At 62.3% G+C, this 26,386-nt stretch carries 27 protein-coding genes; 9 read left to right on the top strand and 18 right to left on the bottom strand.

Annotated elements, in window-relative coordinates; genetic code table 11:
* Positions 1–7 precede the first annotated feature (7 nt).
* The 13 genes from flgK to ABIE20_RS17740 form a co-directional block, all read right to left on the bottom strand.
* Entirely contained in the window at positions 8–2,056 is a 2,049-nt protein-coding gene (gene flgK, locus ABIE20_RS17800; protein WP_429506275.1) for a flagellar hook-associated protein FlgK, read from the bottom strand.
* A gap of 10 nt (positions 2,057–2,066) precedes the next feature.
* Positions 2,067–3,266, bottom strand: a complete 1,200-nt coding sequence (gene flgJ, locus ABIE20_RS17795) for a flagellar assembly peptidoglycan hydrolase FlgJ (RefSeq protein WP_429506273.1) — start codon at positions 3,264–3,266, stop codon at positions 2,067–2,069.
* A gap of 11 nt (positions 3,267–3,277) precedes the next feature.
* On the bottom strand, positions 3,278–4,387 hold the full coding sequence (locus tag ABIE20_RS17790) for a flagellar basal body P-ring protein FlgI (protein WP_010224970.1): 1,110 nt from the start codon (positions 4,385–4,387) through the stop codon (positions 3,278–3,280).
* Positions 4,388–4,399: 12 nt separating this feature from the next.
* Positions 4,400–5,095, bottom strand: coding sequence for a flagellar basal body L-ring protein FlgH (flgH, locus tag ABIE20_RS17785; protein ID WP_429506271.1), 696 nt, complete (start codon positions 5,093–5,095; stop codon positions 4,400–4,402).
* Between the two features lie 54 nt (positions 5,096–5,149).
* Complete coding sequence (gene flgG, locus ABIE20_RS17780) at positions 5,150–5,935, bottom strand: flagellar basal-body rod protein FlgG (RefSeq protein ID WP_429506269.1); 786 nt, start codon at positions 5,933–5,935, stop codon at positions 5,150–5,152.
* Positions 5,936–5,980: 45 nt separating this feature from the next.
* On the bottom strand, positions 5,981–6,721 hold the full coding sequence (locus ABIE20_RS17775) for a flagellar basal body rod protein FlgF (protein ID WP_045200237.1): 741 nt from the start codon (positions 6,719–6,721) through the stop codon (positions 5,981–5,983).
* A 189-nt stretch (positions 6,722–6,910) separates the two neighbouring features.
* Positions 6,911–7,099, bottom strand: coding sequence for a hypothetical protein (locus ABIE20_RS17770; RefSeq protein WP_429506268.1), 189 nt, complete (start codon positions 7,097–7,099; stop codon positions 6,911–6,913).
* A gap of 72 nt (positions 7,100–7,171) precedes the next feature.
* Positions 7,172–8,497 (bottom strand): flagellar hook protein FlgE, encoded by a 1,326-nt coding sequence (gene flgE, locus ABIE20_RS17765; RefSeq protein WP_429506267.1) that lies wholly within the window; start codon positions 8,495–8,497, stop codon positions 7,172–7,174.
* Positions 8,498–8,527: 30 nt separating this feature from the next.
* Complete coding sequence (gene flgD, locus ABIE20_RS17760; RefSeq protein WP_429506265.1) at positions 8,528–9,271, bottom strand: flagellar hook assembly protein FlgD; 744 nt, start codon at positions 9,269–9,271, stop codon at positions 8,528–8,530.
* Positions 9,272–9,286: 15 nt separating this feature from the next.
* Positions 9,287–9,730: a flagellar basal body rod protein FlgC gene (gene flgC, locus ABIE20_RS17755; RefSeq protein ID WP_010224960.1), complete on the bottom strand. Its 444-nt coding sequence runs from the start codon at positions 9,728–9,730 to the stop codon at positions 9,287–9,289.
* A gap of 3 nt (positions 9,731–9,733) precedes the next feature.
* Positions 9,734–10,141, bottom strand: a complete 408-nt coding sequence (flgB, locus tag ABIE20_RS17750; RefSeq protein WP_038996408.1) for a flagellar basal body rod protein FlgB — start codon at positions 10,139–10,141, stop codon at positions 9,734–9,736.
* Between the two features lie 227 nt (positions 10,142–10,368).
* On the bottom strand, positions 10,369–11,196 hold the full coding sequence (cheR, locus tag ABIE20_RS17745) for a protein-glutamate O-methyltransferase CheR (RefSeq protein WP_038996410.1): 828 nt from the start codon (positions 11,194–11,196) through the stop codon (positions 10,369–10,371).
* Between the two features lie 52 nt (positions 11,197–11,248).
* Positions 11,249–12,178, bottom strand: a complete 930-nt coding sequence (locus ABIE20_RS17740) for a chemotaxis protein CheV (protein WP_010224956.1) — start codon at positions 12,176–12,178, stop codon at positions 11,249–11,251.
* Between the two features lie 69 nt (positions 12,179–12,247).
* Here ABIE20_RS17740 and flgA point away from each other — a divergent pair, with 69 nt between their 5' ends.
* The 4 genes from flgA to ABIE20_RS17720 all read left to right on the top strand — a co-directional run bounded on the left by flgA (position 12,248) and on the right by ABIE20_RS17720 (position 14,820).
* Positions 12,248–13,000, top strand: coding sequence for a flagellar basal body P-ring formation chaperone FlgA (flgA, locus tag ABIE20_RS17735; RefSeq protein ID WP_429506264.1), 753 nt, complete (start codon positions 12,248–12,250; stop codon positions 12,998–13,000).
* A 168-nt stretch (positions 13,001–13,168) separates the two neighbouring features.
* Positions 13,169–13,483, top strand: coding sequence for a flagellar biosynthesis anti-sigma factor FlgM (gene flgM / locus ABIE20_RS17730; RefSeq protein ID WP_429506263.1), 315 nt, complete (start codon positions 13,169–13,171; stop codon positions 13,481–13,483).
* A gap of 45 nt (positions 13,484–13,528) precedes the next feature.
* Complete coding sequence (locus ABIE20_RS17725) at positions 13,529–13,996, top strand: flagella synthesis protein FlgN (RefSeq protein WP_429506261.1); 468 nt, start codon at positions 13,529–13,531, stop codon at positions 13,994–13,996.
* Between the two features lie 80 nt (positions 13,997–14,076).
* Positions 14,077–14,820, top strand: coding sequence for a flagellar brake protein (locus ABIE20_RS17720; RefSeq protein WP_429506259.1), 744 nt, complete (start codon positions 14,077–14,079; stop codon positions 14,818–14,820).
* Positions 14,821–14,916: 96 nt separating this feature from the next.
* Here the strand turns inward: ABIE20_RS17720 and ABIE20_RS17715 are convergent, their stop codons facing one another.
* The 3 genes from ABIE20_RS17715 to bkdR form a co-directional block, all read right to left on the bottom strand.
* Entirely contained in the window at positions 14,917–16,254 is a 1,338-nt protein-coding gene (locus ABIE20_RS17715; RefSeq protein ID WP_429506258.1) for an MFS transporter, read from the bottom strand.
* A 170-nt stretch (positions 16,255–16,424) separates the two neighbouring features.
* Positions 16,425–17,666: a glutamine synthetase family protein gene (locus tag ABIE20_RS17710; protein ID WP_429506393.1), complete on the bottom strand. Its 1,242-nt coding sequence runs from the start codon at positions 17,664–17,666 to the stop codon at positions 16,425–16,427.
* A gap of 217 nt (positions 17,667–17,883) precedes the next feature.
* Positions 17,884–18,369 carry a Bkd operon transcriptional regulator BkdR gene (bkdR, locus tag ABIE20_RS17705; RefSeq protein ID WP_045189126.1) on the bottom strand — a complete coding sequence of 162 codons (486 nt, stop codon included), beginning with the start codon at positions 18,367–18,369 and terminating at the stop codon, positions 17,884–17,886.
* A gap of 201 nt (positions 18,370–18,570) precedes the next feature.
* Between bkdR and ABIE20_RS17700 the strand changes: the two genes are divergently transcribed.
* The 4 genes from ABIE20_RS17700 to lpdA are packed head-to-tail and all read left to right on the top strand — an operon-like array spanning position 18,571 to position 23,550.
* Positions 18,571–19,803 carry a 3-methyl-2-oxobutanoate dehydrogenase (2-methylpropanoyl-transferring) subunit alpha gene (locus ABIE20_RS17700; protein WP_045200210.1) on the top strand — a complete coding sequence of 411 codons (1,233 nt, stop codon included), beginning with the start codon at positions 18,571–18,573 and terminating at the stop codon, positions 19,801–19,803.
* 1 nt (position 19,804) lies between these two features.
* Positions 19,805–20,863, top strand: coding sequence for an alpha-ketoacid dehydrogenase subunit beta (locus ABIE20_RS17695; protein ID WP_045200208.1), 1,059 nt, complete (start codon positions 19,805–19,807; stop codon positions 20,861–20,863).
* Entirely contained in the window at positions 20,864–22,162 is a 1,299-nt protein-coding gene (locus ABIE20_RS17690) for a dihydrolipoamide acetyltransferase family protein (RefSeq protein WP_429506256.1), read from the top strand.
* A gap of 2 nt (positions 22,163–22,164) precedes the next feature.
* On the top strand, positions 22,165–23,550 hold the full coding sequence (gene lpdA, locus ABIE20_RS17685) for a dihydrolipoyl dehydrogenase (RefSeq protein WP_429506254.1): 1,386 nt from the start codon (positions 22,165–22,167) through the stop codon (positions 23,548–23,550).
* A 55-nt stretch (positions 23,551–23,605) separates the two neighbouring features.
* Here the strand turns inward: lpdA and ABIE20_RS17680 are convergent, their stop codons facing one another.
* Positions 23,606–24,619 carry a sensor domain-containing diguanylate cyclase gene (locus ABIE20_RS17680; RefSeq protein WP_429506252.1) on the bottom strand — a complete coding sequence of 338 codons (1,014 nt, stop codon included), beginning with the start codon at positions 24,617–24,619 and terminating at the stop codon, positions 23,606–23,608.
* Positions 24,620–24,856: 237 nt separating this feature from the next.
* On the opposite strand from ABIE20_RS17680, the gene ABIE20_RS17675 reads away from it, so the two are divergent.
* Positions 24,857–25,453, top strand: a complete 597-nt coding sequence (locus ABIE20_RS17675) for a hypothetical protein (protein ID WP_429506250.1) — start codon at positions 24,857–24,859, stop codon at positions 25,451–25,453.
* Here ABIE20_RS17675 and ABIE20_RS17670 read toward each other — a convergent pair.
* Complete coding sequence (locus ABIE20_RS17670; protein ID WP_429506249.1) at positions 25,405–26,295, bottom strand: LysR substrate-binding domain-containing protein; 891 nt, start codon at positions 26,293–26,295, stop codon at positions 25,405–25,407. The two genes, ABIE20_RS17675 and ABIE20_RS17670, sit on opposite strands and share 49 nt — an antisense overlap.
* Positions 26,296–26,386: the final 91 nt, after the last annotated feature.

Below are 26,386 nucleotides of genomic sequence, written 5' to 3'. Positions count from 1 at the left end.
CCACTCCTTAAAGGGCGTTGATCAGCGTGGAGAAAATTTCCTGCGCCGCTTTGATGATTTGCGACGAGGCCGTGTAGTACTGCTGGTACTTGATCAGGTTGCCGGCTTCTTCGTCGAGCTGTACGCCCGACAGCGAATCGCGTGCGCCCCGGGCCGACTCATGCAGGGCGCCGGTCGAGTCGACGTCCATCTGCGCCTGGGCAGTCTTGCCGCCGACGTTTTCCACCAGCTTGCCATAGGCGTCGGTGAGGCTGATGCCCTTGCCGTTGGCGCCGACTTCAACCGTACCTTTGGTCTGCAGGTCAATCAGCGCCTGACCGTTGCGGTTGTTGTCCGAACCCGAGCCGGTCATGCCGATGGTGTAGTTGTCACCCTGCTTGGGTGCACCAGAGACGCTCATCTCGAAGGTGAAGGACTTCTGGTTGCCGCTGGCATCCTTGATCGGCGCGCCGGTGGAATCGACCATCGGCACCGAGAACTGCAGTTTGTTTTCCTGACCGGGAATAATGGTGCCGCTACCCAGGGTACCGCCCTTGGCATCGAGCAGCTTGTAGGTCTGCGGGTTGGCCTTTTCGTCACCGAACACCAGCTTGACCGGCGTCGAGTACTTCAGGCCATTCTGCAGATCCAGGCGCTGGGCCGGGTCGTAGATGTCCAGGGTCGAGGTCAGGTTGGGCTGGCCGATGATCCCGGTGCCCTGGTTGCCGGCACCGCTGGTAGAAGTCAGCGGCGATGCCAGCGCCAGGCGCTTGGGATCGGTAAGGACGGTGTCCAGGTTGGTCGCGGCATTGCGTGTCGGGGTGATCTTGAAAGTGTCACCCGCCGTCACCGCACCGCCATTGAGGTTGAGGCTGAAGCCGTCGATGACCGGTGCCGGATCGTCATTGAGATCATAGGAACCGACCACGCTGCCCTCCGGCAGCTTCTTGACGCTGTAGCCGGTAGCGCTGGTGAAGGTCACCTGGTAGTCGCTGGTGCTCAGCTTGCCGGTGTCCTTGATGGTCACATCGAGGTTGCCGGAGCCGGCGCTGTTGCCCGCCTGGGCAATGCTGCGCTGGCTGATCAGTTCGGGGCTGTTGATGTTGTTGAACAGGGCCGCTCCAAACTCGCCGTTCTTGTCGATGCCTTGTGCCAGCTGGCTGTTGATCCGGTCGGCCATGACCAGGGCCACGCGCCCCAGCTCGTTCAGCGACGGGTCGAGCACTTCGCTGCGATAGCGCAGCAGGCCGCCGATCTCGCCACCGCGAAGGCTGGAGGTAACGTCCATGGTGGTGCTGCCACGGTTGAGCTGCACGACAAATCGGGTCGGGTCGGTCTTGCTCGGCGCGGTCTCGAGGTTGTTGGTGGTTTTACCCAACACCAGCGGCTGGCCGTTTTCCAGGTAGATATCGAGGTTGCCTTCGCGCTCGACCACCTGGGTACCGACCAGCTCGGAGAGCTGACGCACCGCTTCGTTGCGTTGATCCAGCAGGTCGTTGGGGGTGCCCTGCACCACCGCCACCTTGGAGATCTGATCGTTGTACTGGGCAATGGTTGCCGTCAGCTTGTTGACCTGGTCGGCCATCGAAGCGAGGTTGCCATTGATGTTGCTGTTCTGCTCGTTGAGCTGGCTGGCGATGGTGTTGAAGCGCTTGCTCAGCGATTGCGCGCTGGTCAGCAGCAACTGGCGCGAGGCATCTTCATTGGGCTTGGCAGCAGCGCTCTGCAAGGCACTGAAGAAGCTCTTCAAGGCGCCGGTGATACCAGTGTCGGCGCCCGACAGCATCTGGTCGATCGGCCCGACCTGCTTCAGGTACGAGGCGGCATCGCTGCTCAGCGAGGTGGTGGTACGCAGCTGGTTTTCAAGGTAGGCGTTGTACACCCGGCGCACATCGGAGAGGGTCGTGCCGGTGCCGATGAACACACCGCCAACCTGCTGCGCGCCGTTGGACCGCTGCACATTCTGCTGGCGCGAATAACCGGCAACATCGGCATTGGCAATGTTGTTACCCGTGGTGTGCAGGCCCGCCTGGTTGGCGTTGAGCCCCGACATCCCGATGTTGATCAAACTCGCCATGGTTCAAACCTTATAGTTTCGTTGTAGTGCCAATCGCTGCGTAGCTTTCGTACGATTTCATCTGTTTGGCGATCTGCGAAATCTTGCTCGCGTAATCCGGGTCGGTTGCGTATCCGGCTTTCTGCAGCTCGCGTACAAACTGTTCCGGTTTATCGGCAGCCTTGACCGCTTCTTTATAGCGAGCATTGTTCTGCAACAGGCTGACCAGATCATGGAAGCTGTCCTGGTAGGAATCGTAGGAACGGAACGCCGCCGTCTCCTTGACGAACTGGCCGTCACGGAACTCGCTGGTGATCGCCCGCGCCTGGCCGCCCTGCCAGTTGCCGGTAGCCTTGATACCGAACAGGTTGTGACTGCTGCTGCCATCGGCCTGACGCATCACCGACTTGCCCCAACCGGTTTCCAGCGCCGCCTGGGCCACCAGGTAGCGTGGGTCGATACCGATGCGCTTGGCGGCCTGCTCGGCCATTGGCAGCATGGTGGCGACGAATTCATCGGAAGAACCGAACGCACGCTTGGCCGGCGCCAGCGGCGGCTGGGCCACGGCGCGGCCATAGATGCGCATCGAGCCCGGCGCGGCAAAGCTCTGTGCCGACTGCCAGTCGCCCTTGACCACGGCATCGGTCATGGCCGTAGTGCGTTGCGGCAAGGCTGCGGTATTGGTGGTGGCGGCAACGGCACCGGCCGACGGCACAATGCCGGCCAGCAGGCGATCGGTGAGCTTGCCCGGCAGCGCCAGTCGACGGGAGTTGAGCGCCGCCATGTCGTTGCGGGTGACGGCGGTTTCTTCGTTGCGCGCAGGCTCGGCAACCTTGCTTGCCCACAACGGCCGCTGCTGGATGTCTACCCGCGGGAACGGGCTGTTGTTGCTCGCAGCGCTGGCCTTCTGCTTGGACAGCTGGCGCATCAGTACTTCCTGCAGGCCGATACCACCGCCCTCGCGGGACATGCTCACCGCCAGCTGCTGGTCGTACATCTGCTGGTACTGCTTGGTGGTCTCGGTGTTGAGCGGGTTGTCCTTGGCCAGCACGTCGCTGGCCGAGCGCATCGACTTGAGCATCTCGTTGAGAAACAGCGACTCGAATTCCTGGGCCACCTTGCGCAAGTTGGCGTCGCTGTCGCGATCACCAACCTTCAGCGAGTTCAGGCGATTGAGGTCGGTGTAGGCACCACTGTCGGCGGCATTGAAGGCGCTTTTGGGCATATCCATGGCCTGCCCCCTCAGATCACGATCAGGTCGGCTTGCAAGGCGCCGGCCTGTTTCAGGGCTTCGAGGATCGCCATCAGGTCACCGGGCGCAGCACCCACCTGGTTCACCGCACGGACGATTTCATCCAGGGTGGTACCGGGGCCGAACTTGAACATCGGCTTGGCTTCCTGCTCGGCATTGACCCGCGAACGCGGCACCACGGCGGTCTCGCCATTGGAGAACGGCCCCGGCTGGCTGACAATCGGGTCTTCGGTGATGGTCACGGTCAGGCTGCCGTGGGTGACCGCCGCCGGCGACACCTTGACGTTCTGACCGATGACGATCGTGCCGGTACGCGAGTTGATGATGACCTTGGCCACGGCCTGGCCCGGATCGATCTCGAGGTTCTCGAGAATCGACAGGTAGTCGACCCGCTGGCTCGGATCGAGCGGCGCGGTAACCCGTACCGAACCACCGTCCAGGGCCTGGGCCACACCCGGGCCGAGCAGCTCGTTGACCTTGTCGACGATGCGCTTGGCGGTGGTGAAGTCGGGGCGATTGAGGTTCAGGGTCAGGCTGTTGCCCTGGTTGAAACCACTGGGCACGGCGCGCTCGACCGAAGCACCACCGGGGATGCGACCGGCCGACGGCACGTTGACGGTAATCTTCGAGCCGTCGCGGCCTTCAGCATCGAAACCGCCCACTACCAGGTTGCCCTGAGCGATGGCGTAGACGTTGCCGTCGATACCCTTGAGCGGGGTCATCAGCAGGCTGCCGCCGCGCAGGCTCTTGGAGTTGCCGATCGAGGAAACGGTGATGTCCACCACCTGGCCCGGCTTGGCGAACGCCGGCAGGTCGGCATGCACCGAAACTGCGGCAACGTTTTTCAGCTGCACGTTGCCCGAGCCTGGCGGCACCTTGATGCCGAATTGCGAGAGCATGTTGTTGAAGGTCTGCAGGGTGAACGGCGTCTGGGTAGTCTGGTCACCCGTGCCATTGAGCCCCACCACCAGGCCGTAGCCGATCAACTGGTTGGTGCGCACGCCGGAAATACTGGCGATGTCCTTCAGACGCTCGGCCTGCACGGCGAACGCAGTGGACAGCAGAATCGTAGCGGCAATCAGCTGCTTGAAGTTGAACATGGTCATCCGAACCTAGAAAGGCCAAAGCGGGCTGATGAAGAACCGGTCGAGCCAACCCGGCTGACTGGCATCGGCGAACGAGCCGGTACCCGAATAGGTAATGCGCGCATCGGCAACACGGGTCGAAGGCACAGTGTTGTCGGTGGCAATGTCATCAGCACGGATCATCCCGGCGATACGCACCAGCTCATCGCCGGTGTTGAGCGTCAGCCACTTCTCGCCGCGCACGGCAATGATGCCGTTGGGCAACACGTCGGCGACGGTGACGGTGATCGAGCCGGTCAGGGTGTTGCCCTGCGCCGCCTTGCTGTCGCCCTTGGTTGCACGGTCGCCGTTGTAGCCAGCGCTAAGGCTCAGGTCGCCGTCACCGAACGGGTTGTTGGTGGTCATGCTGCCACCGAACAGCGAAGTCAGGCCGATATCGGCCTTGCTGTTCTTGGCGATCTGCGAGTTGGCGTTCTTGCTTGCCTGGGTGCGCTCGTTGAGGGTGATGGTGATGATGTCACCGACCCTGAAGGCCTTGCGGTCGCTGTACAGGTTCTGGTCGAAGCCGGCCTGGTAGATCGAGCCGTTGTTGGCCGCCGCCGGCAATGGCGTACGCGGCAATACCGGCGCGTAGTAGGGATCGTTGGGCTTGGGCGTCGGCGCGACGCAGCCGGCCAGCAAGGCGATCCCACTCAGGGCAAGTACAGATAACAAACGACTCATGACTCTGACCTCACGGTGTAACAGGCGCCGTTCAAGCGACCTCGAAGACTTCACTTACAGGTTCTGGGTAACGAACGAGAGCATCTGGTCGGCGGTGGAAATGACCTTGGAGTTCATCTCGTAGGCACGCTGGGTGGTGATCATGTTGACCAGTTCCTCCACGGTGCTGACGTTGGAGTTTTCCAGGGTCTGCTGCTGCACCACGCCAAAACCGTTGAGGCCCGGGGTGCCGATTTGCGGCGCGCCGCTGGCGGCGGTTTCCAGGAACAGGTTGCTGCCCATGGCCTGCAGGCCGGCCGGGTTGATGAAGTCGGCGGTCTGGATGTTGCCAATGATCTGCGCCGCCGGGTTGCCGGCAGTGGTGATCGACACGGTGCCGTCCTGGCCGACGGTGAAGGTCTGCGCCTCTGGCGGCACGACGATCGCAGGTTCCAGGGCGAAGCCATTGGCGGTGACGATCTGGCCGTCGGAGTTCAGGTGGAAGGTACCGTCGCGGGTGTACGAAACCGTGCCGTCCGGCTGCAGGATCTGGAAGAAGCCACGGCCGTTGACCGCCATGTCCAGCGGGTTCTCGGTGGTCTGCAGGCTGCCGGTGCTGAAGTTTTTCTGGGTGCCGACAATGCGCACACCGGTACCTACTTGCAGGCCCGACGGCAGCTCGCTGTCCTGGGTCGACTGGGCGCCAGGCTGACGCTTGATCTGGTAGAGCAGGTCCTGGAACTCGGCGCGATCACGCTTGAAGCCGGTGGTCGAGACGTTGGCCAGGTTGTTGGAAATGGTCGTCAGGTTGGTGTCCTGGGCGGACAAACCGGTTTTACTGACCCAAAGAGCCGGAAGCATGCTGTTCTCCTCGCGCGCCTGTTTTACGGCGCTACGTCTGTGTAATTAGCCGATCTGCAAAACCCGAGCCATGGCTTCGTCGCCTTCTTTGGCCGTGGTCATCATCTTGATGTGCAGTTCGAATTGACGGGACAGCGCCAGCACCGAGGTCATTTCCTCGACCGCATTGACGTTGCTCGACTCCAGGAAACCGGAAACCACCTGGACGTTGGCGTCGGCAGGCGCGGGTTGGCCGCTCTTGGTGTGGATCATGCCGTCCAGGCCCTTGGTCATGGTCTTCAGGTCCGGGTTGACCAGCTTGATGCGGTCGACCTCGGCCATGACCCGTGGGCCCTCGCCCATGGCGCGAATGCTGATGGTGCCGTCCTGGCCGATCTCGACCTTTTGCTCTGGCGGCACGGCAATCGGCCCGCCATTGCCCATCACCGGCATGCCGTTGCCGGCGCGCAGCACACCCAGGCCGTCAATGTTCAGGCTGGCGGTACGCACATAGGCTTCGCTGCCATCCGGGGCCTGCACGGCAATGAAGCCGTCGCCGCCGATGGCGATGTCCAGGTCACGGCCGGTCTCTTGCATCGAGCCCGGGCTGAAATCGGTGGCCGGGCGTTCGGTCATGGCGTAGGCCCGCGCCGGAAAGCTGTCACCAAACACCGGCATCGAACGCGCCTGCTCCAGGTCGCGCTGAAAACCGCTGGTGGAAATGTTCGCCAGGTTGTTGGCATGGGCCTTCTGCGCCAGCGCGTTCTGGCTGGCGCCGGTCATGGCCACGTATAGCATCTTGTCCACAGTCATCCTCCGCTGCGCTGGCGAACACTTGCCGTCCGCCGCTGCTCTGCAGTGCCTGTAGCAAGTTTCAAACCAACTTTTGCAAAAGACCTGAAAGCCCAATAGAACAAGGGTTTTAGCGCTGCGCGAAGACTCGCACGGAGACAGCGCCGTCGAAATTACGGCGCCGGTTTGCCGCTAGCGGCAAGCTCAGTAGTCGCGGCAAGCCGCGTTATTGAAAGGACCGGCAAAACGCTTCCAGCCCTCGCCCGGGGAAAACTGCGCGCATACCAGGCGCCCGGTGACCTGGCTTTCCCAGCGATACCAGGGCGCAGCATCAGCCCAGGCCTGGCTCATCAACAGCACGGCAAACACTGCCATCAGCCATCGTTGCAACATGATCGACACCCCTGAAATACAAGACCCCTTCCGAGAAAGGGGTCTGCTCATACCAACTGCCTCAAACCCGCATCAGGTCATCTGGATGATGGTCTGCATGATGGTGCTCTGGGTCGAGATGGTCTTGGCGTTGGCCTGGTAGTTGCTCTGCGCCTTGATCAGCTCGACCAGCTCATTGGTCAGGTTGACGTTGGACGCCTCCAGCGAGTTGGAAGCGATGGCGCCCAGGGTACCGGTCTTCGGTGCATCGATACCCGGGATACCCGAGGAGTAGGTTTCGGTCCAGCGAGTACCACCCATAGGCTGCAGGCCTTGCTCGTTGGCGAAGCTGGCAATGGCGACCTGGCCGATGGCACGCGACTGCTGGTTGCTGAAGCTTGCGAACATCACGCCGCTGGAGTCGATGCTCAGGCTCGACAGGATACCGGTAGCGTAACCATCCTGGCTTTGCGACAGGCGCGTGGTCGGGGTGTTGTACGAGGTAGTATCGGTCATGTCGATGGCGATGCCACCCGCATTGGCAGCCGAACCGTTGGAACCCCAGACCGGCGGCTTGGCACTGGCATTGGTCACCTCGGCAGGGATCCAGCCGGTCAACTTGAAGACCTTGTTCACCACCTCGTAACCCGAGCCCGCGGCACCGGCAGTCATGCTCTTGACGCTACCGTCGGAGTTGAACTCAATGGTGCCTTCCAGCGCCTTTGGCGGCTCTTGGGCCGGGTTCAGCGGGTTGCGGCCATCGATCAGGGTATACGACTTCCAGGTGTTGGTCCCGGTCTTGACGTAGTACTGATCCATGACGTGCTCATTACCCTGGCTGTCGTAGATCTTGGTGGCGAAGGTCTTGTTCCAGCTGTTTTCGTCGGTCGGGCTGAAGGTGGTGGTCGCCGGAATGACCTTGTCCGACGAGTTCAGGTTCAGGCCCTGATCGATCGCGGTGGTGCTCTTTGGCGCCAACGCCGAAGTGTCGATCTTGAGGTCAGTCAGCACGCCATTGATGATCTTGCCGTTTTCATCGACGCCGTAGCCGCGCAGGCGCAGGCCGTCAGCAGTGACAACATAGTTGTCCTTGTTGGTCTGGAAGGCACCGGCACGGGTGTAGCTGAGCGCGCCGTTATCGCTGAGAACGAAGAAGCCCTGACCCTGGATACCCATGTCCAGCACGTTGCCGGTGTTGGTGATATCGCCATTGGTGAATTGCTGCGATACCGCTGCCAGGCGCACACCGTTACCGATGTTGTTGGTACCGACGCCGAGCTTGTTGGCCGAGTAGACGTCGGCGAATTCTGCGCGCGACGATTTGAAACCGGTGGTGGCGACGTTGGCGATGTTGTTGCCGGTCACGTCCAGTTGCTTGTTGGCTGCATAGAGACCGCTAAGGCCGATATTGAATGACATCTTTCACTCCTTGTGCCGCGTTAGCCGGCTCTATATACCGATGGTTTGGACTTTGGACAGGGCGATGCTGCCCAGGCCAGCAAGATTGAGCATCATCTCGCCGCCAGTCTGACTGATGGTGACGCTGCTGACGGTGGCCGGCAGCATGGTGTACATGTCCAGCTGCTTGCCATCGACAGTGGTCTTGGCGGCAAAGGTGTAGGTACCCGGATCGACCTTCTCGCCCTTGTCGTTGGTGCCATCCCAGACGAAAGAGGCATTACCGGCCTTCTGCGCCCCCATGTCGATGGTCTTGACCACCTTGCCATCCTTGTCGGTAATGGTGACGGTGGCATTGCTGAGCGCCTGCGGGACCACCACCGAACCGTTGAAGCTCTTGGTGGTGTCGACCACGGCCTTGTCGGTCTGGGCGATCACCGAGCGACCGACCAGCGACGAGGCCTGCAGCGCCTGCGAGGACTTGTAGTTGCCGGAAATCGCGGTCACCGACTCGTTCAGCGAGGTGATGCCTTCCAGGCTGCTGAACTGCGCCAGCTGGGCCACGAACTCGCTGTTGTCCTGCGGATCGAGCGGGTTCTGGTGCTGCATCTGGGTCACCAGCAACTGCAGGAACGCGTCCTTGCCCAGGGCCTGCTTGTTGGCGCCGGTCTTGCTGTTGGTGGCCGAGGCGATACCGGCGGCGCTGTTGGCGCTGGTTTCACTGTTCTTCTTGCCCGACGCCTTGATGACGTCGTTCAGGCTTACGCCGGCTGTTGGGTCATTAACACTTGCCATTGGCTTAGTCCTTTATCACTGACCCAGGGTCAGGACCTTCTGCATCATGGTTTTGGCCGTGTTCATCAGCTCGGCGTTGGTCTGGAACGAGCGGCTGGCGGAGATCATGTCGGCCATCTCTTCCACCACATTGACGTTCGGGTAGTAGACGTAGCCGTCCTTGTTCGCCGCCGGATGGTTCGGCTCGTAGCGCGCCTCGAGGTTGCTCTGGTCCTCGACCACGCCGAGCACCTGCACGCCCTGGCCGGCGGCGTCCTGATCCTGGAACAGCGACTGGCTGACCCCGGCCTGGGCCTGCTGGAAGGTAGTGGCGAACACCGGGTGACGGGCACGGTAGGTCTGGTCGATGCTCGACGAGACGGTCTCGGCGTTGGCGATGTTCGAAGCGACGGTATTCAGACGCGTGGTCTGGGCACTCATGCCGCTACCGGCAATGTTGAAGACACTGGCGAGGGACATGACTTACTCTCCGCGCAGGGCCGATACCAGCCCTTTGAATTTACTGTTGAGCAGCGTGAAGCTGGCCTGGAAACCCACGGCGTTTTCCGCGTAGCTCGATTGCTCGAGCTGGGCATCGACGGTGTTCTGGTCGATCGACGGCTGCATCGGCGTACGGTACTGCAAGGTCTCGTCGCCCATGCTCAAGCCTTCGGCTTCGATGTGCCGGGCGTTGGTACGGTCGAGGGCGAAGTGGCCCTTGCTGGTCTGCTCGGCCTGCGCCGCCAGCACCGAAGCGAAGTCCATGTCGCGCGCCTTGTAGTTGGGAGTGTCGGCGTTGGCGATGTTGTTGGCCAGCACCTCGGCACGCTGGGCGCGAAAGCCCAATGCCTTTTCGTGGATGCCGAGCGCTTTGTCGAAGCTGATGCTCATGTCGTGGAAACCTTCAAAGGTTTTTCGTTGACTGAGTCAGAGCAAGAGCCATGCCAAAAAACAAAACCCCGTAAATACGGGGCTTTGAGGAGTTTGCCGCCGGCGGCAATGCCAGAAAAGTGGCAAAAGAGCGGCAAGCGGCAAGCTTCAAGCGGCAAGAAAAAGCCAGGCGGCGCGCGATCTGCTCTCTTTCTTGCCGCTTGAAGCTTGTAGCTTGCCGCTAAAGCCTACTTGGCCTGGTAAATGATCCCTGGGCTGCACTGGACCATCTGGTAGTGATCCGGCAAACCGTTGAGAGCTTCAGAGGCCCCCAGGAACAGGTAGCCACCCGGCTTGAGGGTGCCGTGGATGCGCAGCAGGATGTCTTTCTTGACCTGTGCCGAGAAGTAGATCAGCACGTTGCGGCAGAACACGATGTCGAACTTGCCCAGGCTCGCATAACTGTCGAGCAGGTTGAACGAGCGGAATTCGACACGGCTGCGGATCGGCGCCTTGACCGCCCAGCGCCCCGGACCCTTGACGTCGAAGTAGCGCTGCAAACGCTCCTGGGACAGGCCGCGGGCAATCGCCAGGCTGTCGTACTCGCCGGTCTTGCAGTTGGTCAGCATCGAGCCGGAAAGGTCGGTGGCGACGATCTGCGCGCCCATCTTCAACTGGCCGATGTTGCTGCGCTCGAACTCGTCGATGGCCATGGAAATCGAGTACGGCTCCTGACCCGACGAACAGGCGGCCGACCAGATGCGCAGGCGCTGGCCAGGGTTGGCCTTGATCTGCTCGGGCAGAACCTTGTTCTTCAGCACCTCGAACGGATAGGTGTCGCGAAACCAGAGGGTTTCGTTGGTGGTCATGGCATCGACCACCTGCTCGCGCAAACCGCTGCGCGGCTGGCTCTGGATACGCTGCACCAGTTCGCCCAGGGACTTGATGCCCTGCTGTTCCATCAGCTTGTTGAGACGGCTGGAGACCAGGTATTGCTTATTTTCGCCCAGCAGGATGCCACAGGCTTTTTCCAGGAAGACCCGGAACTGTTCGAAATCCAAATTACCCGTAGACAATGATGCCGCCTCTTAAATCGTATGTACCGCCAGGGGCAAAGGCCCCCGGCCGTTAGTGCGTGGCCTTGATCCGATCAACAACGCGCTGGGCGAGGTCGTCCGGGCGGAATTTGGCCAGGAAGTCATCAGCACCGACCTTCTTGACCATCGCCTGGTTGAACACCCCGGAAAGCGAAGTATGCAGGATGATGTGCAACTTTTGCATGCGCGGGTCGCTGCGAATCTCGGCGGTCAGGGTGTAGCCGTCCATCTCCGGCATCTCGATGTCGGAGATCATCATCAGAAATTCTTCCTCCGGACGCTTGCCCTCGTCGACCAGCTTGCGCAGGTAGTCGAGCGCCTGACGGCCGTCGTTGAGCGCCACCACTTCGACGCCGACGGTCTGCAGGCACCGGCTGACCTGCTTGCGTGCTACCGACGAATCATCGACCGTCAGCACCCGCAGCATCACCGCCTTGTCCTGCACCTCGGCATCGACCACGCCGGCGGAAATCGCCTCGGAGGTCGGCGCTACTTCGGCGAGGATTTTCTCCACGTCGATGATCTCGACCATCTTGTTGTCAACCCGGGTCACCGCCGTCAGGTAGTGATCGCGCCCGGTACCCTTGGGCGGCGGATGGATCTCCTCCCAGTTCATGTTGACGATGCGCTCCACCGAATGCACCAGAAACCCCTGGGTCTTGGTGTTGTACTCGGTGATGATGACGAAACTCTTGCTGGTTTCTTCACTCAGACCGGGCATCCCGGTCGCCATCGCCAGATCGAGGATCGGGATGGTTGCCCCACGAATATTCGCGACACCGCGCACGACAGGGCTGGACTTGGGCATTACGGTCAGGTTCGGGCACTGCAGCACTTCCCTTACCTTGAACACGTTGATGCCGTAGAGCTGCTCGCCATTGAGACGGAACAACAGCAGCTCCAGGCGGTTCTGCCCTACCAGTTGCGTGCGCTGGTTCACCGAATCCATTACACCAGCCATGCCAGACTCCTTCACCAAACGCTTCGAGCTTCGTACCCAGTCGGCACGCGCTTTGCTTTTTTTAATCGTATGAACATGAAAACGACATTTTTCCGACGCCTGACCCGCCACCTGCCCGGCTTCCTTGCTGCGCTGTGCCTGGCGGCCCCTGGCGTTCGAACTCTGGCTGACGCTTTCACCTTGCCTGAACAGCTTATCGGTGTCACCCAGGGGTTTCTTGAATTCACCGTAGAAGACTACCTGGCCACCAGCCAGACCGAAGGCCGCTACGAGATCCAGGTCAACAACCTCGATCCACGCCTGCGCATGCCGTTGTGCGACCAGCAACTGGGCGCTTCGCTGGAGAGCCCGGCACAGCCGCTGGGCCGCGTGACCGTGCGGGTGCGTTGCGACGGCAGCTCACCGTGGACGGTGTTTGTGCCCGCCCAGGTACGTCTTTTTCGCAATGTGGTGACCGTGGTCCGTCCGCTCAAGCGCGACAGCGTCGTCGGCGAGGAGGACGTAGCCCTGCGCGAACGTGACGTGGGCATGCTCAACCAGGGTTTTCTCGCCAGCCTCGACCAGGCGGTGGGGCTCAAGGTTATCCGACCAACGGTCATGGATCAGGTCCTCACGCCCCAGCATCTGGAGCAGGCCGAGGTGGTGCGCAAAGGTGACCAGGTAGTGATCACCGCACGCAGCGGCAGCCTGGCCGTGCGCATGCCGGGCGAAGCGCTGAGCAAGGGTGGCTTGAGCGAACAGATCCGGGTGCGCAACCTCAACTCCAAGCGGGTGGTCAAAGCCAGGGTTACCGGGCCGGGCCAGGTGGAAGTGGCCATGTAGAGCACTGAATCAACATCAATGCTGGCGATCAGGAACTGCTTTTCCTAAACTGTGTCCCATTGGATGCCCCGAAGCGGCTGCGCACGCCATTGAGCATTTGCGCCTAAAGTTTCTTTCGGGTTGGCCGAAAACAAGGCAAGCGTCCAAACACCCAGAGGTTTTCTGATCATGGTCATCGACTTCAGTCGTTTGAATAACTCCCCGTCGGTTGCCGGCGGCGTGCGCACTGGCAGCAGCCAGGAAAGCACCGCCTCGGCTTCGGCCAAGGCCGGCAGCGTCGCTGAAAGCAGCGCCAGCGGGGAAACCGTACACCTGAGCCACGAGGCCCAGCAGTTGCAAAAGGTCAGCGACAAGCTGCGCGACCAGCCGATTGTCAACAGCGCCCGGGTGGCCGAGTTGAAACAGGCGATCGCCGACGGCAGCTACCAGGTCGACAGCAACCGCGTCGCCAGCAAACTGCTTAATTTCGAAGCCCAGCGCTAGCCCCTGGCGCGCTGACTTCAGGACGCTTGAACCAAAGAGCCAGCCATGCACGACACTACTCTGCTGCAACTGATCGAAAACGATATTGCTCCAGCGCAAGAACTGCTCGAATTACTGCAGACCGAGAACGTTGCCCTGCACGGCCGTGACATGCCGCTGCTGGAAAACATCCTGGCGCGCAAGCAGTCGCTGGTGATCCTGCTCGATCAGCATGGCCGCCAGCGCAGTGAACTGCTTGCCGGCCTGGGCCTGTCCCTGGACCGCGAAGGCGTTGCCCAACTGGCCAGCAACTCCTCTTTCGGCGACCTGCTGCTGCAGCAACTGGATGTGCTTGGCCAACTGCTGGCTGACTGCCAGGCGGTCAACGAGCGTAATGGCCGCTCGATCCAGATCCAGCAGAGCACCACCGCCAACCAGATCAGAATCCTCATGGGTGGCGAAGCGCCGTCGCTCTATGACAGCCGCGGGGCCACCTCCCCCCTCGCCAAGCCTCGGGCGTTGAGCCAGGCTTGATTCCCTGTATCAAGGCACGGAACATACTGGCAAAATGCCGTAACTTGCGTGTGACGTTTTTGCCTGGAGAATGATTAACCGTGTTCAATGAAGCAGAAGCTCCGCAGCCTCCGAAGGTGCTCACTACCCCTTTGGAAATTGCCGCCAACTTGCGGTCGCTGCAAGAGAGCCATGACCCGCTGATCATCACTTTCCACGAACGCAGCCAGCGTTTTCAAAGCTATGTGGTCGAGGTCGACCGCGAAGGCAATCGCCTGGCCCTTGATGAAATGATCCCCCGTGACGGCGAACGCTTCCTGCAAAATGGCGAACCGTTTCGCGTCGAAGGCTTTCATGATGGCGTGCGTATCGCCTGGGAATGCAACACACCGCTGAGCATTGTCGAAGAAGATGGCCATCGCAGCTACCACGGCACCCTGCCCACCGAAGTGGCCTACCATCAGCGCCGCAATGCCTTTCGCGCAGCCCTGAAGCTTACGCAACTGGTGGACGTCGTGCTCGACGGCGAAAAGCTCAAGGGTAACGGCGCCCTGCGCGGCAAGCTGCTGGATATTTCCGCAACCGGCTGCAAGCTGCGCTTTGAAGGCAATGTCGAAGAACGCCTGCAACTGGGCCAGGTCTACGAAAAGTTCGCCACCGGTGCGCCGCTGGGCTTGTCCCAGGTCGAGGTCGAGCTGCGTCATCTGCATTTCGAAGAGCGCATCAACGCCACCTTCGCCGGCGTACGCTTTCACAACCTCAACGGACAGATGCAGCGCAAGGTGGAAACCTTCGTTTACCAGCTGCAGCGTGAAGCGCGACGGTTCGATAAAGACGACTACTGAGTCGCAACCAATCGCTGGCAACGCCAGCTCCCACAGGTGCACTGCATACGTGGGAGCCTTGCCGGCGATGGCCGCAACGCGGCCCCGACCACGCCATCACACTTGCGTCGGCTTGACCTCTTCAGCGACAACCTCAGCGTCAGCCCCCTCCTCAGCCTCGGTGTCTTCAGCCGCCACCGGCGTCTGCATCTGATCCTGCACCACCTGCTCGTCAACCCGCGGGTCCAGCGCCGCCGACAACGGTGAACCGGCCGCCGGCATGGCCACGTGATGCAGCGGCGCATCGTCGACCTGGTGCAAACCGGTCACCGCTTTCGGCCTGATCCGCCAGACCAGCACCAGGGCAAAGAAGACAAAGAAGGCATAGAGCATCTGGTTGCCCAGCACCTTCATCAACACCCCGGCCACCAGCGGCCCGATACTCGCGCCCACGCCATAAGTGACCAGCAGCATGGCCGTCAGTGACACCCGCCGCTCGCTCTCGACGTGGTCGTTGGAAAACGCCACCGCCAGCGGGTACAGGCAGAACTGCAGCAGCGACACGGCAAAGCCTGCGACAAACAGTACCTCCAGCGGCACTGATGGCATGATCGCCAGCGGCAAGGCAACAATTGCCAGGCCCACGGCAACGCTACGAATCAGCAAGGCCCGGTCGTAGCGATCAGACAACCAGCCCAGCGGCCACTGCACCAGCAGCCCGGCGAAAATGCAGCAGCCCATGAACAGACCGACCTGCTCGGTGCTCAGCCCCTGCTTGGACGCATACAGCGGCGCCAGGCCGTAGAAGGAACCGACGATCAAGCCGGCACCCAGTACGGTACTCAGCGACTGCGGCACCCGCTTGATAAAGAAGCGCGGCTCCATCGGTGCCGGCCGCAATGGCGCCGGGTGAATCCGTCGGGTGAGCGCCACTGGCACCAGGCACAGGGCAAAGCACATGGCGACCAGCATCAGCAGTTCAAGCCCCAACTGTGGATGCACCACCAGGATCAGTTGACCGAGCACCAACCCCAGGTACGAGGCAATCATGTAGCCACTGAACACCGCGCCACGCTGCTTGGCATCGGCCTGCTCGTTGAGCCAGCTTTCGATGACCATGTACTGGCACATCATCCCCAGGCCGACGATGACCCGCAGCACCACCCAGGCCGGCAACCAGCTGACCAGGCCATGGCCAAGCACCGCCGCGCCGACGATCCCGGCGCAGGTGGCATAGGCACGGATATGCCCGACCCGGGCAATCAGCCGGTGGCCGATCTTGCCGCCCAGGGCCAGGCCGAAATAGTTGGCGGCCATCAGAGCACCGACCCAGAGGCTGTCGACATGATCGGCAGCCAGGCGCAAGGCCAGGTAGGTACTCAACAGGCCGGAGCCGATCAACATCATCAGCGCAGCGAAATACAGCGCGCGAAAAGACTTCCAGATCTGTCGCATCAGCGTCCCGAACGGCTCCTTGAGCTGGTGGAAAAACTGCTTGAAAGCATAAGTGAAAATAACCGCCTTGCAGTTGATGCAGATAAAAAAACAGGTGCCAGGGTGTTTACCAACACCGCTGCCACCTGCCTTGAAACTGAGCGTTTGCTCCGGCAAAAACGCCTCGGCGGTTATGCCTGCGCGGCCAGCACGCGGCGCTCCCACGGGGTGATCTCATCGAAGAAGCTGGTCAACTCCAGGGTCTTGGTGGCGATGTAGCCTTCGATGAACTCCTTGCCGAACAGTTCCCGCGCAAGCTCGCTACGCTTCAGACGCTCCAGGGCCGCATGCAAGGTACATGGCAGGCTCAAATGATCCGGCACCTCGAATTCGCCCTGGATCGCCGGCGTCGGTTCGAGCTGCTGCTCGATGCCATACAGCCCCGCGGCGAGGCTGGCGGCAATTGCCAGGTAAGGGTTGGTGTCGGCGCCGGGCAAGCGGTTTTCGACCCGCCGCGCCACTGGCGAGCTGGCCGGGATGCGCAGGCCGGCGGCGCGGTTGTCTTCGGACCAGCAGGCATTGTTCGGCGAAGCGTAAGGGTGGCAAAGGCGCTGGTAGGAGTTCACGTTCGGCGCGAACAAGGCGGTGAAGTCGGCCATGCACGCCTGCTGGCCGCCGATGAAGTGGTAGAACGCCGGGGTCGGATTGCCCTCGGCATCACTGAACACATTACGCCCGCTGTCCACCTCTACCACGCTCTGGTGAATGTGCATGGAACTGCCCGGCGTGTGCGCCAGCGGCTTGGCCATGCACACCACGGTCAGGCCATGCTTGAGTGCGACTTCCTTGAGCAGGTGCTTGAACAGCAGGGTCTGGTCGGCCAGCAGCAGCGGGTCGCCGTGCAGCAGGTTGATCTCGAACTGGCTGACGCCCATCTCGTGCATGAAGGTATCGCGCGGCAGGCCCAGGGCAGCCATGCAGCGATAGACCTCGCTGAAGAACGGGCGCAGGCCGTTGTTGGAACTGACGCTGAACGCCGAATGGCCTTCTTCGCGACGTCCATCCTTGCCCAGCGGCGGGAAAAACGGCTGGTTGGGATCGCTGTTGGGGGCAAAGACAAAGAACTCGAGTTCGGTCGCAACCACCGGCGCCAGGCCGCGGGCGGCGTAACGGGCAATCACCGCCTTGAGCAGGCCGCGACTGGACAACCCGGAGCTTTCGCCGCTGAGCTCGACCGCATCGCAAATCGCCAGGGCCCGTGGCTCGTCGCTCCAGGGCAGGCGATAGATATGCTGCGGGTCGGCAACCAGCGCCAGGTCACCGTCGTCGCTGCCGTAAAAGCGCGCCGCAGGGTACCCGCCCATGATGCATTGCAGCAGCACGCCGCGAGCCATCTGCAGGCGCCGGCCTTCAACAAAGCCTTCAGCGGTCATTACTTTGCCGCGCGGTACGCCATTGAGGTCCGGGGTAATGCACTCGATCTCATCAATGCCCGTCAATCGCTCGGCGAGAGGGTTTTGGCCATTGGTCGTCATGACTCTATCCTTGTTGTTTTCGCATGCCGGGAACGGCGACGGTTACAACATAGGCGCTGGGCGTTCGAAATTTCAAGCGCCAAACGGACGATGTGATCGTAATTTTCTACACGGCTTAACCTGGCAGGGTCAGGCCATTGGCTGGCAGCGGCAGCGCGGTTTTGTAGCGCACCTGCTTCAAGGCAAAGCTCGAACGGATATTAGCGACCCCCGGCAAGCGGGTCAGGTAGTCGAGAAAGCGCTCCAGGGCCTGGATGCTCGGCAGCAGCACGCGCAAGAGGTAATCCGGGTCACCGGTCATCAGGTAGCACTCCATGACCTCCGGGCGCTCGGCGATTTCTTCTTCAAAGCGATGCAGCGATTGCTCGACCTGCTTCTCCAGGCTGACATGAATAAACACATTCACATCCAGGCCCAGCACCTCCGGCGCCAGCAAGGTCACCTGCTGGCGAATCACCCCGAGTTCTTCCATGGCCTTGACCCGGTTGAAGCAGGGAGTCGGCGAGAGGTTCACCGAGCGCGCCAGTTCGGCGTTGGTGATGCGGGCATTTTCCTGGAGGCTGTTGAGAATGCCGATATCCGTACGATCCAGTTTGCGCATGAGAGAAAATCACCTGTTTTTTGTCTTTATAAGGAATGTTTATCCGCAAGCCGAAGCAAAGGCAACGAACTTGAGAAAAATATTCTTCAGGCGCCGGAATATCATGTAGGACAAGACTGACTCCCTGGTCACAAGCCGGGTGTCAGCAGCGACCGCTTCAAAGCTCAACAAAAACACAAGACAGAGCGAGCGTAAAAAAGCATGAACGAGTACGCCCCCCTGCGTTTGCATGTGCCCGAGCCTACAGGCCGGCCAGGCTGCCAGACTGATTTCTCCTACCTGCGTCTGACCGATGCCGGTCAGGTTCGTAAACCTCCCGTCGATGTAGAAGCCGCCGATACCGCGGACATCTCCTCTAGCCTGATCCGGGTGCTGGATGACAAGGGCAATGCCCTGGGCCCCTGGGCCGAGGACGTAAGCCCCGAGGTCCTGCGCCAGGGCATGCGCACCATGCTCAAGACCCGGCTGTTCGACAGCCGCATGGTGGTTGCCCAGCGGCAGAAGAAGATGTCGTTCTACATGCAGAGCCTGGGTGAAGAAGCCATCGGCAGCGGCCAGGCCATGGCCTTGAACCGCAGCGACATGTGCTTTCCCACCTACCGCCAGCAAAGCATCCTCATGGCCCGCGACGTGTCGCTGGTAGAGATGATCTGCCAACTGCTGTCCAACGAGCGCGACCCGCTCAAGGGCCGCCAGTTGCCGATCATGTACTCGGTGCGCGAAGCCGGCTTCTTCACCATCAGCGGCAACCTGGCGACCCAGTTCGTCCAGGCCGTCGGCTGGGCCATGGCCTCGGCCATCAAGGGCGATACCAAGATCGCCTCAGCCTGGATCGGTGACGGTGCTACCGCCGAATCGGACTTCCACACCGCCCTGACCTTCGCCCACGTCTACCGCGCGCCGGTGATCCTCAACGTGGTCAACAACCAGTGGGCGATCTCGACCTTCCAGGCCATCGCCGGCGGTGAATCGACCACCTTCGCCGGGCGTGGCGTGGGTTGCGGCATTGCCTCCTTGCGTGTCGACGGCAACGACTTCATCGCCGTCTACGCCGCCTCGCGCTGGGCCGCCGAACGCGCCCGCCGCGGCCTGGGCCCGACGCTGATCGAATGGGTCACCTACCGCGCCGGCCCGCACTCGACCTCGGACGATCCGTCCAAGTACCGTCCGGCCGACGACTGGAGTCACTTCCCCCTGGGCGACCCGATCGCCCGCCTCAAACAGCACCTGATCGCCATCGGCCACTGGTCCGAGGAAGAGCACCAGGCGGTCAGCGCCGAGCTCGAAGCCGAGATCATCAAGGCGCAGAAAGAAGCCGAGCAGTACGGCACCCTGGCCGGTGGCCAGATGCCGAGCCCGGCCTCGATGTTCGAGGATGTCTACAAGGAGATGCCGGAGCACCTGCGCCGGCAGCGCCAGGAACTGGGGATCTGACATGAACGATCACAACACTTCAATCCAGTTGGAAACCGCCATGGCGACTACCACCATGACCATGATCCAGGCCCTGCGCTCGGCCATGGACATCATGCTAGAGCGCGATGAAGACGTAGTCGTCTATGGCCAGGACGTCGGCTACTTCGGTGGCGTGTTCCGTTGCACCGAAGGCCTGCAGACCAAGTACGGCAAGTCGCGGGTGTTCGATGCGCCGATCTCCGAAAGCGGCATCGTCGGCACCGCCGTGGGCATGGGTGCCTACGGCCTGCGCCCGGTGGTGGAAATCCAGTTCGCCGACTACTTCTACCCGGCCTCCGACCAGATCGTTTCGGAAATGGCCCGCCTGCGCTATCGCTCGGCCGGCGAGTTCGTCGCCCCGCTGACCCTGCGCATGCCTTGCGGTGGTGGTATCTACGGTGGCCAGACGCACAGCCAGAGCCCCGAGGCGATGTTCACCCAGGTCTGCGGCCTGCGTACCGTGATGCCGTCCAACCCCTATGACGCCAAGGGCCTGCTGATTGCCTCGATCGAAAACGACGACCCGGTGATCTTCCTCGAGCCCAAGCGCCTGTACAACGGCCCGTTCGACGGCCACCACGACCGCCCGGTAACGCCGTGGTCGAAACACCCGGCCAGCGCCGTGCCGGATGGCTACTACACCGTACCGCTGGACAAGGCGGCGATCACCCGCCCGGGCAAGGACGTCACCGTGCTGACCTACGGCACCACCGTCTATGTCTCGCAAGTGGCCGCCGAAGAAACCGGCGTCGACGCCGAAGTCATCGACCTGCGCAGCCTGTGGCCGCTGGACCTGGAAACCATCGTCGCCTCGGTGAAAAAGACCGGCCGCTGCGTGGTGGTGCATGAAGCTACGCGCACCTGCGGTTTTGGCGCCGAGTTGATCGCGCTGGTCCAGGAACATTGCTTCCATCACCTCGAAGCCCCGATCGAACGCGTCACCGGCTGGGACACCCCCTACCCGCACGCGCAGGAGTGGGCGTATTTCCCCGGCCCTTCGCGAGTGGGCGCGGCATTGAAACGGGTCATGGAGGTCTGAATGGGCACGCACGTCATCAAGATGCCGGATATCGGTGAAGGCATCGCACAAGTTGAACTGGTGGAATGGTTCGTCAAAGTTGGCGACACCGTCACAGAAGACCAGGTCGTGGCCGATGTCATGACCGACAAGGCCACCGTCGAAATCCCTTCGCCGGTCAGCGGCAAGGTCCTGGCCCTGGGCGGCCAGCCCGGTGAAGTCATGGCAGTGGGCAGCGAACTTATCCGCATCGAAGTCGAAGGCGCCGGCAACCACCAGGAAGGCACCAGCCAACCTGCTGCAGTTGCAGCAGCACCTGTGGGAGCGGGCTTGCCCCGCGAAGAAGCTCCAGCGGTTCCTGCCAAGGCCGCGGAACCTGCCCCCAAACCGGCCGCCCCCGCAGCCACGGCCCACCAACCCGCCGCCATCGTCCCGCGCGAAGCCCACGAGCGCCCTCTGGCCTCGCCTGCCGTGCGCAAGCGCGCCCTGGATGCCGGCATCGAGCTGCGCTACGTACACGGCAGCGGCCCGGCCGGTCGCATCCTGCACGACGACCTCGACGCCTTCCTGGCCCAGCCCACCACCAGCACCCAGAGTGCCCCGGGCGGCTACGCCAAACGCAGCGACAGCGAGCAGATCCCGGTGATCGGCCTGCGCCGCAAGATTGCCCAGCGCATGCAGGATGCCAAGCGCCGCGTCGCCCACTTCAGCTACGTCGAGGAAATCGACGTCACCGCCCTTGAAGAGCTGCGCCTGCACCTGAACAAGAAGTGGGGCGACAGCCGCGGCAAGCTGACCCTGCTGCCGTTCCTGGTGCGCGCCATGGTCGTTGCCCTGCGCGAATTCCCGCAGATCAACGCCACCTACGACGATGAAGCCCAGGTCATCACCCGCCACGGCGCGGTGCATGTCGGCATCGCCACCCAGGGTGACAACGGCCTGATGGTGCCGGTGCTGCGTCACGCCGAGGCCGGTAGCCTGTGGAGCAACGCCGGCGAAATCGTGCGCCTGGCCAACGCCGCCCGCGGCAACAAGGCCAGCCGTGAAGAACTGTCGGGCTCGACCATCACCCTGACCAGCCTGGGCGCCCTTGGCGGCATCGTATCCACACCCGTGGTCAACACCCCGGAAGTGGCGATCGTCGGGGTCAACCGCATGGTCGAACGACCGATGGTCATCAACGGCCAGATCGTCATTCGCAAGATGATGAACCTCTCCAGCTCGTTCGATCACCGGGTGGTCGATGGCATGGACGCGGCACTCTTCATCCAGGCCATCCGCGGCCTGCTCGAACAACCTGCCAGCCTGTTTGTGGAGTGACCATGCAACAGACGCTCAACACTACCCTGCTGATCATCGGCGGCGGCCCCGGCGGCTACGTCGCTGCCATTCGCGCCGGCCAGCTGGGCATTCCCACGGTGCTGGTCGAAGGCCAGGCCCTGGGAGGCACCTGCCTGAACATCGGCTGCATTCCGTCCAAGGCGCTGATTCACGTCGCCGAGCAGTTCCACCAGACCCAGCAGCACAGCCAACAGTCCAACCTGGGCATCAAGGTCTCGCCACCGAGCCTGGACATCACCCAGAGCGTGGCCTGGAAAGACGGCATCGTCGATCGCCTGACCAGCGGCGTTGCCGCCCTGCTGAAAAAGCACGGGGTCAAGGTGATCCATGGCTGGGCGAAGATTCTCGATGGCAAGCACGTCGAAGTCGACGGCCAGCGCATCCAGTGCGAACACCTGCTGCTGGCCACCGGCTCCAGCAGCGTCGAACTGCCGATGCTGCCGCTGGGCGGCGCGGTCATCTCCTCCACCGAAGCCCTGGCGCCGAAAACCCTGCCCAAGCACCTGACCGTGGTCGGTGGCGGCTACATCGGCCTGGAGCTGGGCATTGCCTATCGCAAGCTCGGCGTCGAGGTCAGCGTGGTCGAAGCCCGCGAGCGCATCCTGCCGACCTACGACAGTGAACTGACCGCGCCGGTGGCCGAGTCGATCAAGAAGCTGGGGATCAAGCTCTACCTCAAGCACAGCGTCGAAGGCTTCGATGCCGGCCACCAGGCCTTGCAGGTGCGCACGCCCGAGGGCGAGCTGCTGCAACTGAGCACCGACCAGGTGCTGGTTGCGGTCGGGCGCAAGCCACGTACCCAGGGCTTCAACCTCGAGAGCCTGGCGCTGAAGATGAACGGTTCGGCAGTAGCCATCGACGAGCAATGCCAGACCAGCATGCGCAACGTCTGGGCCATCGGCGATATCAGCGGTGAGCCGATGCTCGCCCACCGGGCCATGGCCCAGGGTGAGATGGTTGCCGAAATCATTGCCGGCAAGTCGCGGCGCTTCGAGCCGGCGGCCATTGCCGCGGTGTGCTTCACCGACCCGGAACTGGTGGTCGTCGGCAAGACCCCGGAACAGGTCGAGCAGGAGGGCCTGGACTGCATCGTCACGCAGTTCCCGTTCGCCGCCAACGGCCGCGCCATGACCCTGGAATCAAAAAACGGTTTCGTGCGCGTGGTCGCCCGTCGTGACAATCACCTGATCCTCGGTTGGCAGGCGGTCGGCGTGGGCGTCTCGGAGCTGTCCACCGCCTTTGCCCAATCACTGGAGATGGGCGCCTGCCTGGAAGATGTGGCCGGCACCATCCACGCTCACCCGACCCTGGGTGAGGCGGTACAGGAAGCGGCGCTACGCGCCCTGGGCCATGCCCTGCATCTGTAGACACTGAAGCGGCTGAGGCCGATTTGACCCGCTGCCCCGTGCAGCGGGTCCTTTTTCATTCACCGATCTCATCCTTGCCGGCCGCCTTGGCCCGGTACAGCGCCTGGTCCGCCCGGCACAGCAGTTGTGCCTGTCCTTCACCCTCCAGCCATTCGACCACGCCATAACTCATGGTCAGCAGTCGCTCGCCCACCGGCGGCGCCAGCTCCAGCGCCTGGCGAATCTGCCGCGCCAGTTGCAGCGCCTCTTCGCGTTGCGTGCCTGGCAGTACCGCAACGAACTCATCACCGCCCCAGCGCGCCAGCAGGTCACCGGCGCGCAAGCAGACCTTGATCCGCTCGACCGAAGCGATCAGCGCCTGATCGCCCTGGGCATGGCCGTACTGATCGTTGATCGGTTTGAAGTCGTCGATATCCATGATGATCAGCGCCAGCGGCTGGCGGAAGCGCCGTGCCCGCTCGCATTCTTGCTGCAGGACCTTTTCCAGGCGGTAACGATTGGCCACCAGGGTCAGCGCATCACGTTCGGCCAGGTCGCGATTCTCATCGAGCTGGCGCTGCAATTGCTGATTGACCCACGACAGCTCGCGGGTGCGCTCGGCGATCTGCGCCTCCAGCGACAGGTTTTCCAGCTGTAGTTTCTCGACCAGGCGCTTGCCATCGTCGATGTTGCGATGGGCACCGAGCATCCGCGCCACCGAACCATCCTGATTGCGCTCAATAATGTGACCGCTGTCCTCGACCCACAGGAAGCTGCCGTCCTGGCAACGGCAGCGGTACTCGATACGGTACTGCCCGGAGCGGTCGCTGATGTAGTCCTCGAAATGGCTCATCACCCGCGGGTAGTCCTCGGGGTGGATCACGCTTTCCCAGGTCAGCACGGTGTTGTCCAGCGAGTGGCTGGGGTAGCCGAGCATCCGGTACCAGCCGGGGTTGCGGTAGACGTAGCCGGTATTGGCGTTCCAGTCCCAGATACCGTCGCTGATCAGGTCCAGCAACGTTTGCAACTGTTCATCCCTGAAGTCGCCCAGCGGGGCCTTCAATGGTGGTGTATCTGACGTTTGAGTCATGGACGATCTCCCTTGTCCAGGCAACTACGCCCCAGCCGGATGTTGGTGCTGCCGGTTTGAATTGACTTGCCGCTGACGGCAAGGGTTTTCCTCTTCGGGGCAAAGCATGCGCCGTTTCACCACCTGCCGTACAGGGCACACCCCTGAATATATTGGCGTGCGAGCCTGCCAGCAGAGCTGGCACAAGACTTGCCCTTGATCGAGGGTCAACTTGCATCCATCAAGGAGAGTGATCAGGTGAGTAGCATCAATGCCCTGGGCGCCCAGACGCCGGCTATCAACCCGACCCGTGGCGTGGCCGAAGTGGCCGCAGCCGAGCAGGCCCAGTTCCGCCCGCCGGTGCCGATCAGCAGCGCCAACCGCCAGCAGCAAAGCCAGGCCAACACCTCGCAGCAAAGTGCCGAAGACGCCCGCGAGGAAGCCTTCGCCAAGCTCAAGGTGCAACTGCAAAATCCCGATATCGACATGCGCGAGCAAGCCACTGTGAGCGCCAGCGAAACCGGCAAGAGCGCCGCCCAGGAGTTTCGCGAGTACATGGCCCTGAGCCCGGCGGAGAAGATCAAGCTCAAGCTGCTCAATGAACTGGGCATCAGCCAGGAAGAGTTCGAAGCCTTGCCGCCAGCGGAAAAGGACAAGATCGAACGCAAGATCGCCGAGCAGATGAAAAAGCAGACTGAGCTTGAGTCGCTGGCCAGCCTGAACGCCGAGCTGCAAGGCCCGGCGATGTCAGCCAGGCTGGTGGCCAACCTGACCGCAACCCAGGGTGGCAGCGATGACGGCAAGGATCAGGACCTGGCATCTGCCTCGGCCCTGACCCAATCGGCGAAGGCCTGAACCTCGGGGCGCTGCAAGGCGTCCTGACGGCACACCAGGTAGTAGGCAAAACGCGCTGGCCAGGGCTTGTCGAGGGCCAGCTGCAGCTTGCCGCTGGCCAGGTCTTCTGCCGCGTGGGTGTCCTGCACCAGGGCGATGCCCTGGCCTGCGGCCGCCGCGCGCAGTAGCAGCAGATCATCCTCGAAACTCGCACCACGTGCCGCCCGCGGATCATCGGCGACGCCATGGGCCTGCAGCCAGAGCATCCAGTCGGCGCGATCGGCATCGTGCAACAACGGGTACTTCAAGCAATCGGCGGGCCGCTTCACGGCCGGCCCTTGGGCCAGCAACTGCGGGCTGGCCACCGGCAGCAACACCGGCGCCATCAGGCGCACCGACTCAAGCCCCGGATACTGCCCGAGCCCATGGCGTAGGGCGACGTCGATGCGCTCACGGTGAAAATCCACCAGCTTGGCCGAGGCCTCTACGCGCACTTCGATCTGCGGGTGCAAGGTATTGAAGCGGCCCAGGCGCGGCACCAGCCACGACGCCGCAAACGACGGCTCGGTACTGATGGTCAGGGTCTGGCCCGGCGCCAGTTGCTCCAGCAACGCCAGCGACGCCTCGATCTGATCGAAGCCCCTGAGCAGCCCCGGGTACACACGCGCGCCGGCTTCGCTCAAGTGCACGCCATGGCGACCGCGCACGAACAGCACCACGCCCATGCGCTCCTCAAGCAGGCGCACCTGCTGGCTGACCGCCCCCGGCGTAACCCCCATGTGCGCAGCGGCCGCCTTGAGGCTGCCGAGCCTGGCCGCTTCAGTGAAGGCCCGCAATGCCAACAACGGTAGAACTGCGCCCATTTTCACCCTCTCCATGGTTTAGAAAAACTATCGCCAAAGCGCAGGATTGATCGTTTTTCAAGCAGCCCAGGCTCCGCCTAGCATAGCCCGT

Origin of the sequence: Pseudomonas sp. 2835 (assembly GCF_050435905.1) — a bacterium.
GTDB lineage: Bacteria > Pseudomonadota > Gammaproteobacteria > Pseudomonadales > Pseudomonadaceae > Aquipseudomonas.
This window is presented reverse-complemented; position numbering and strand designations above follow the sequence as displayed.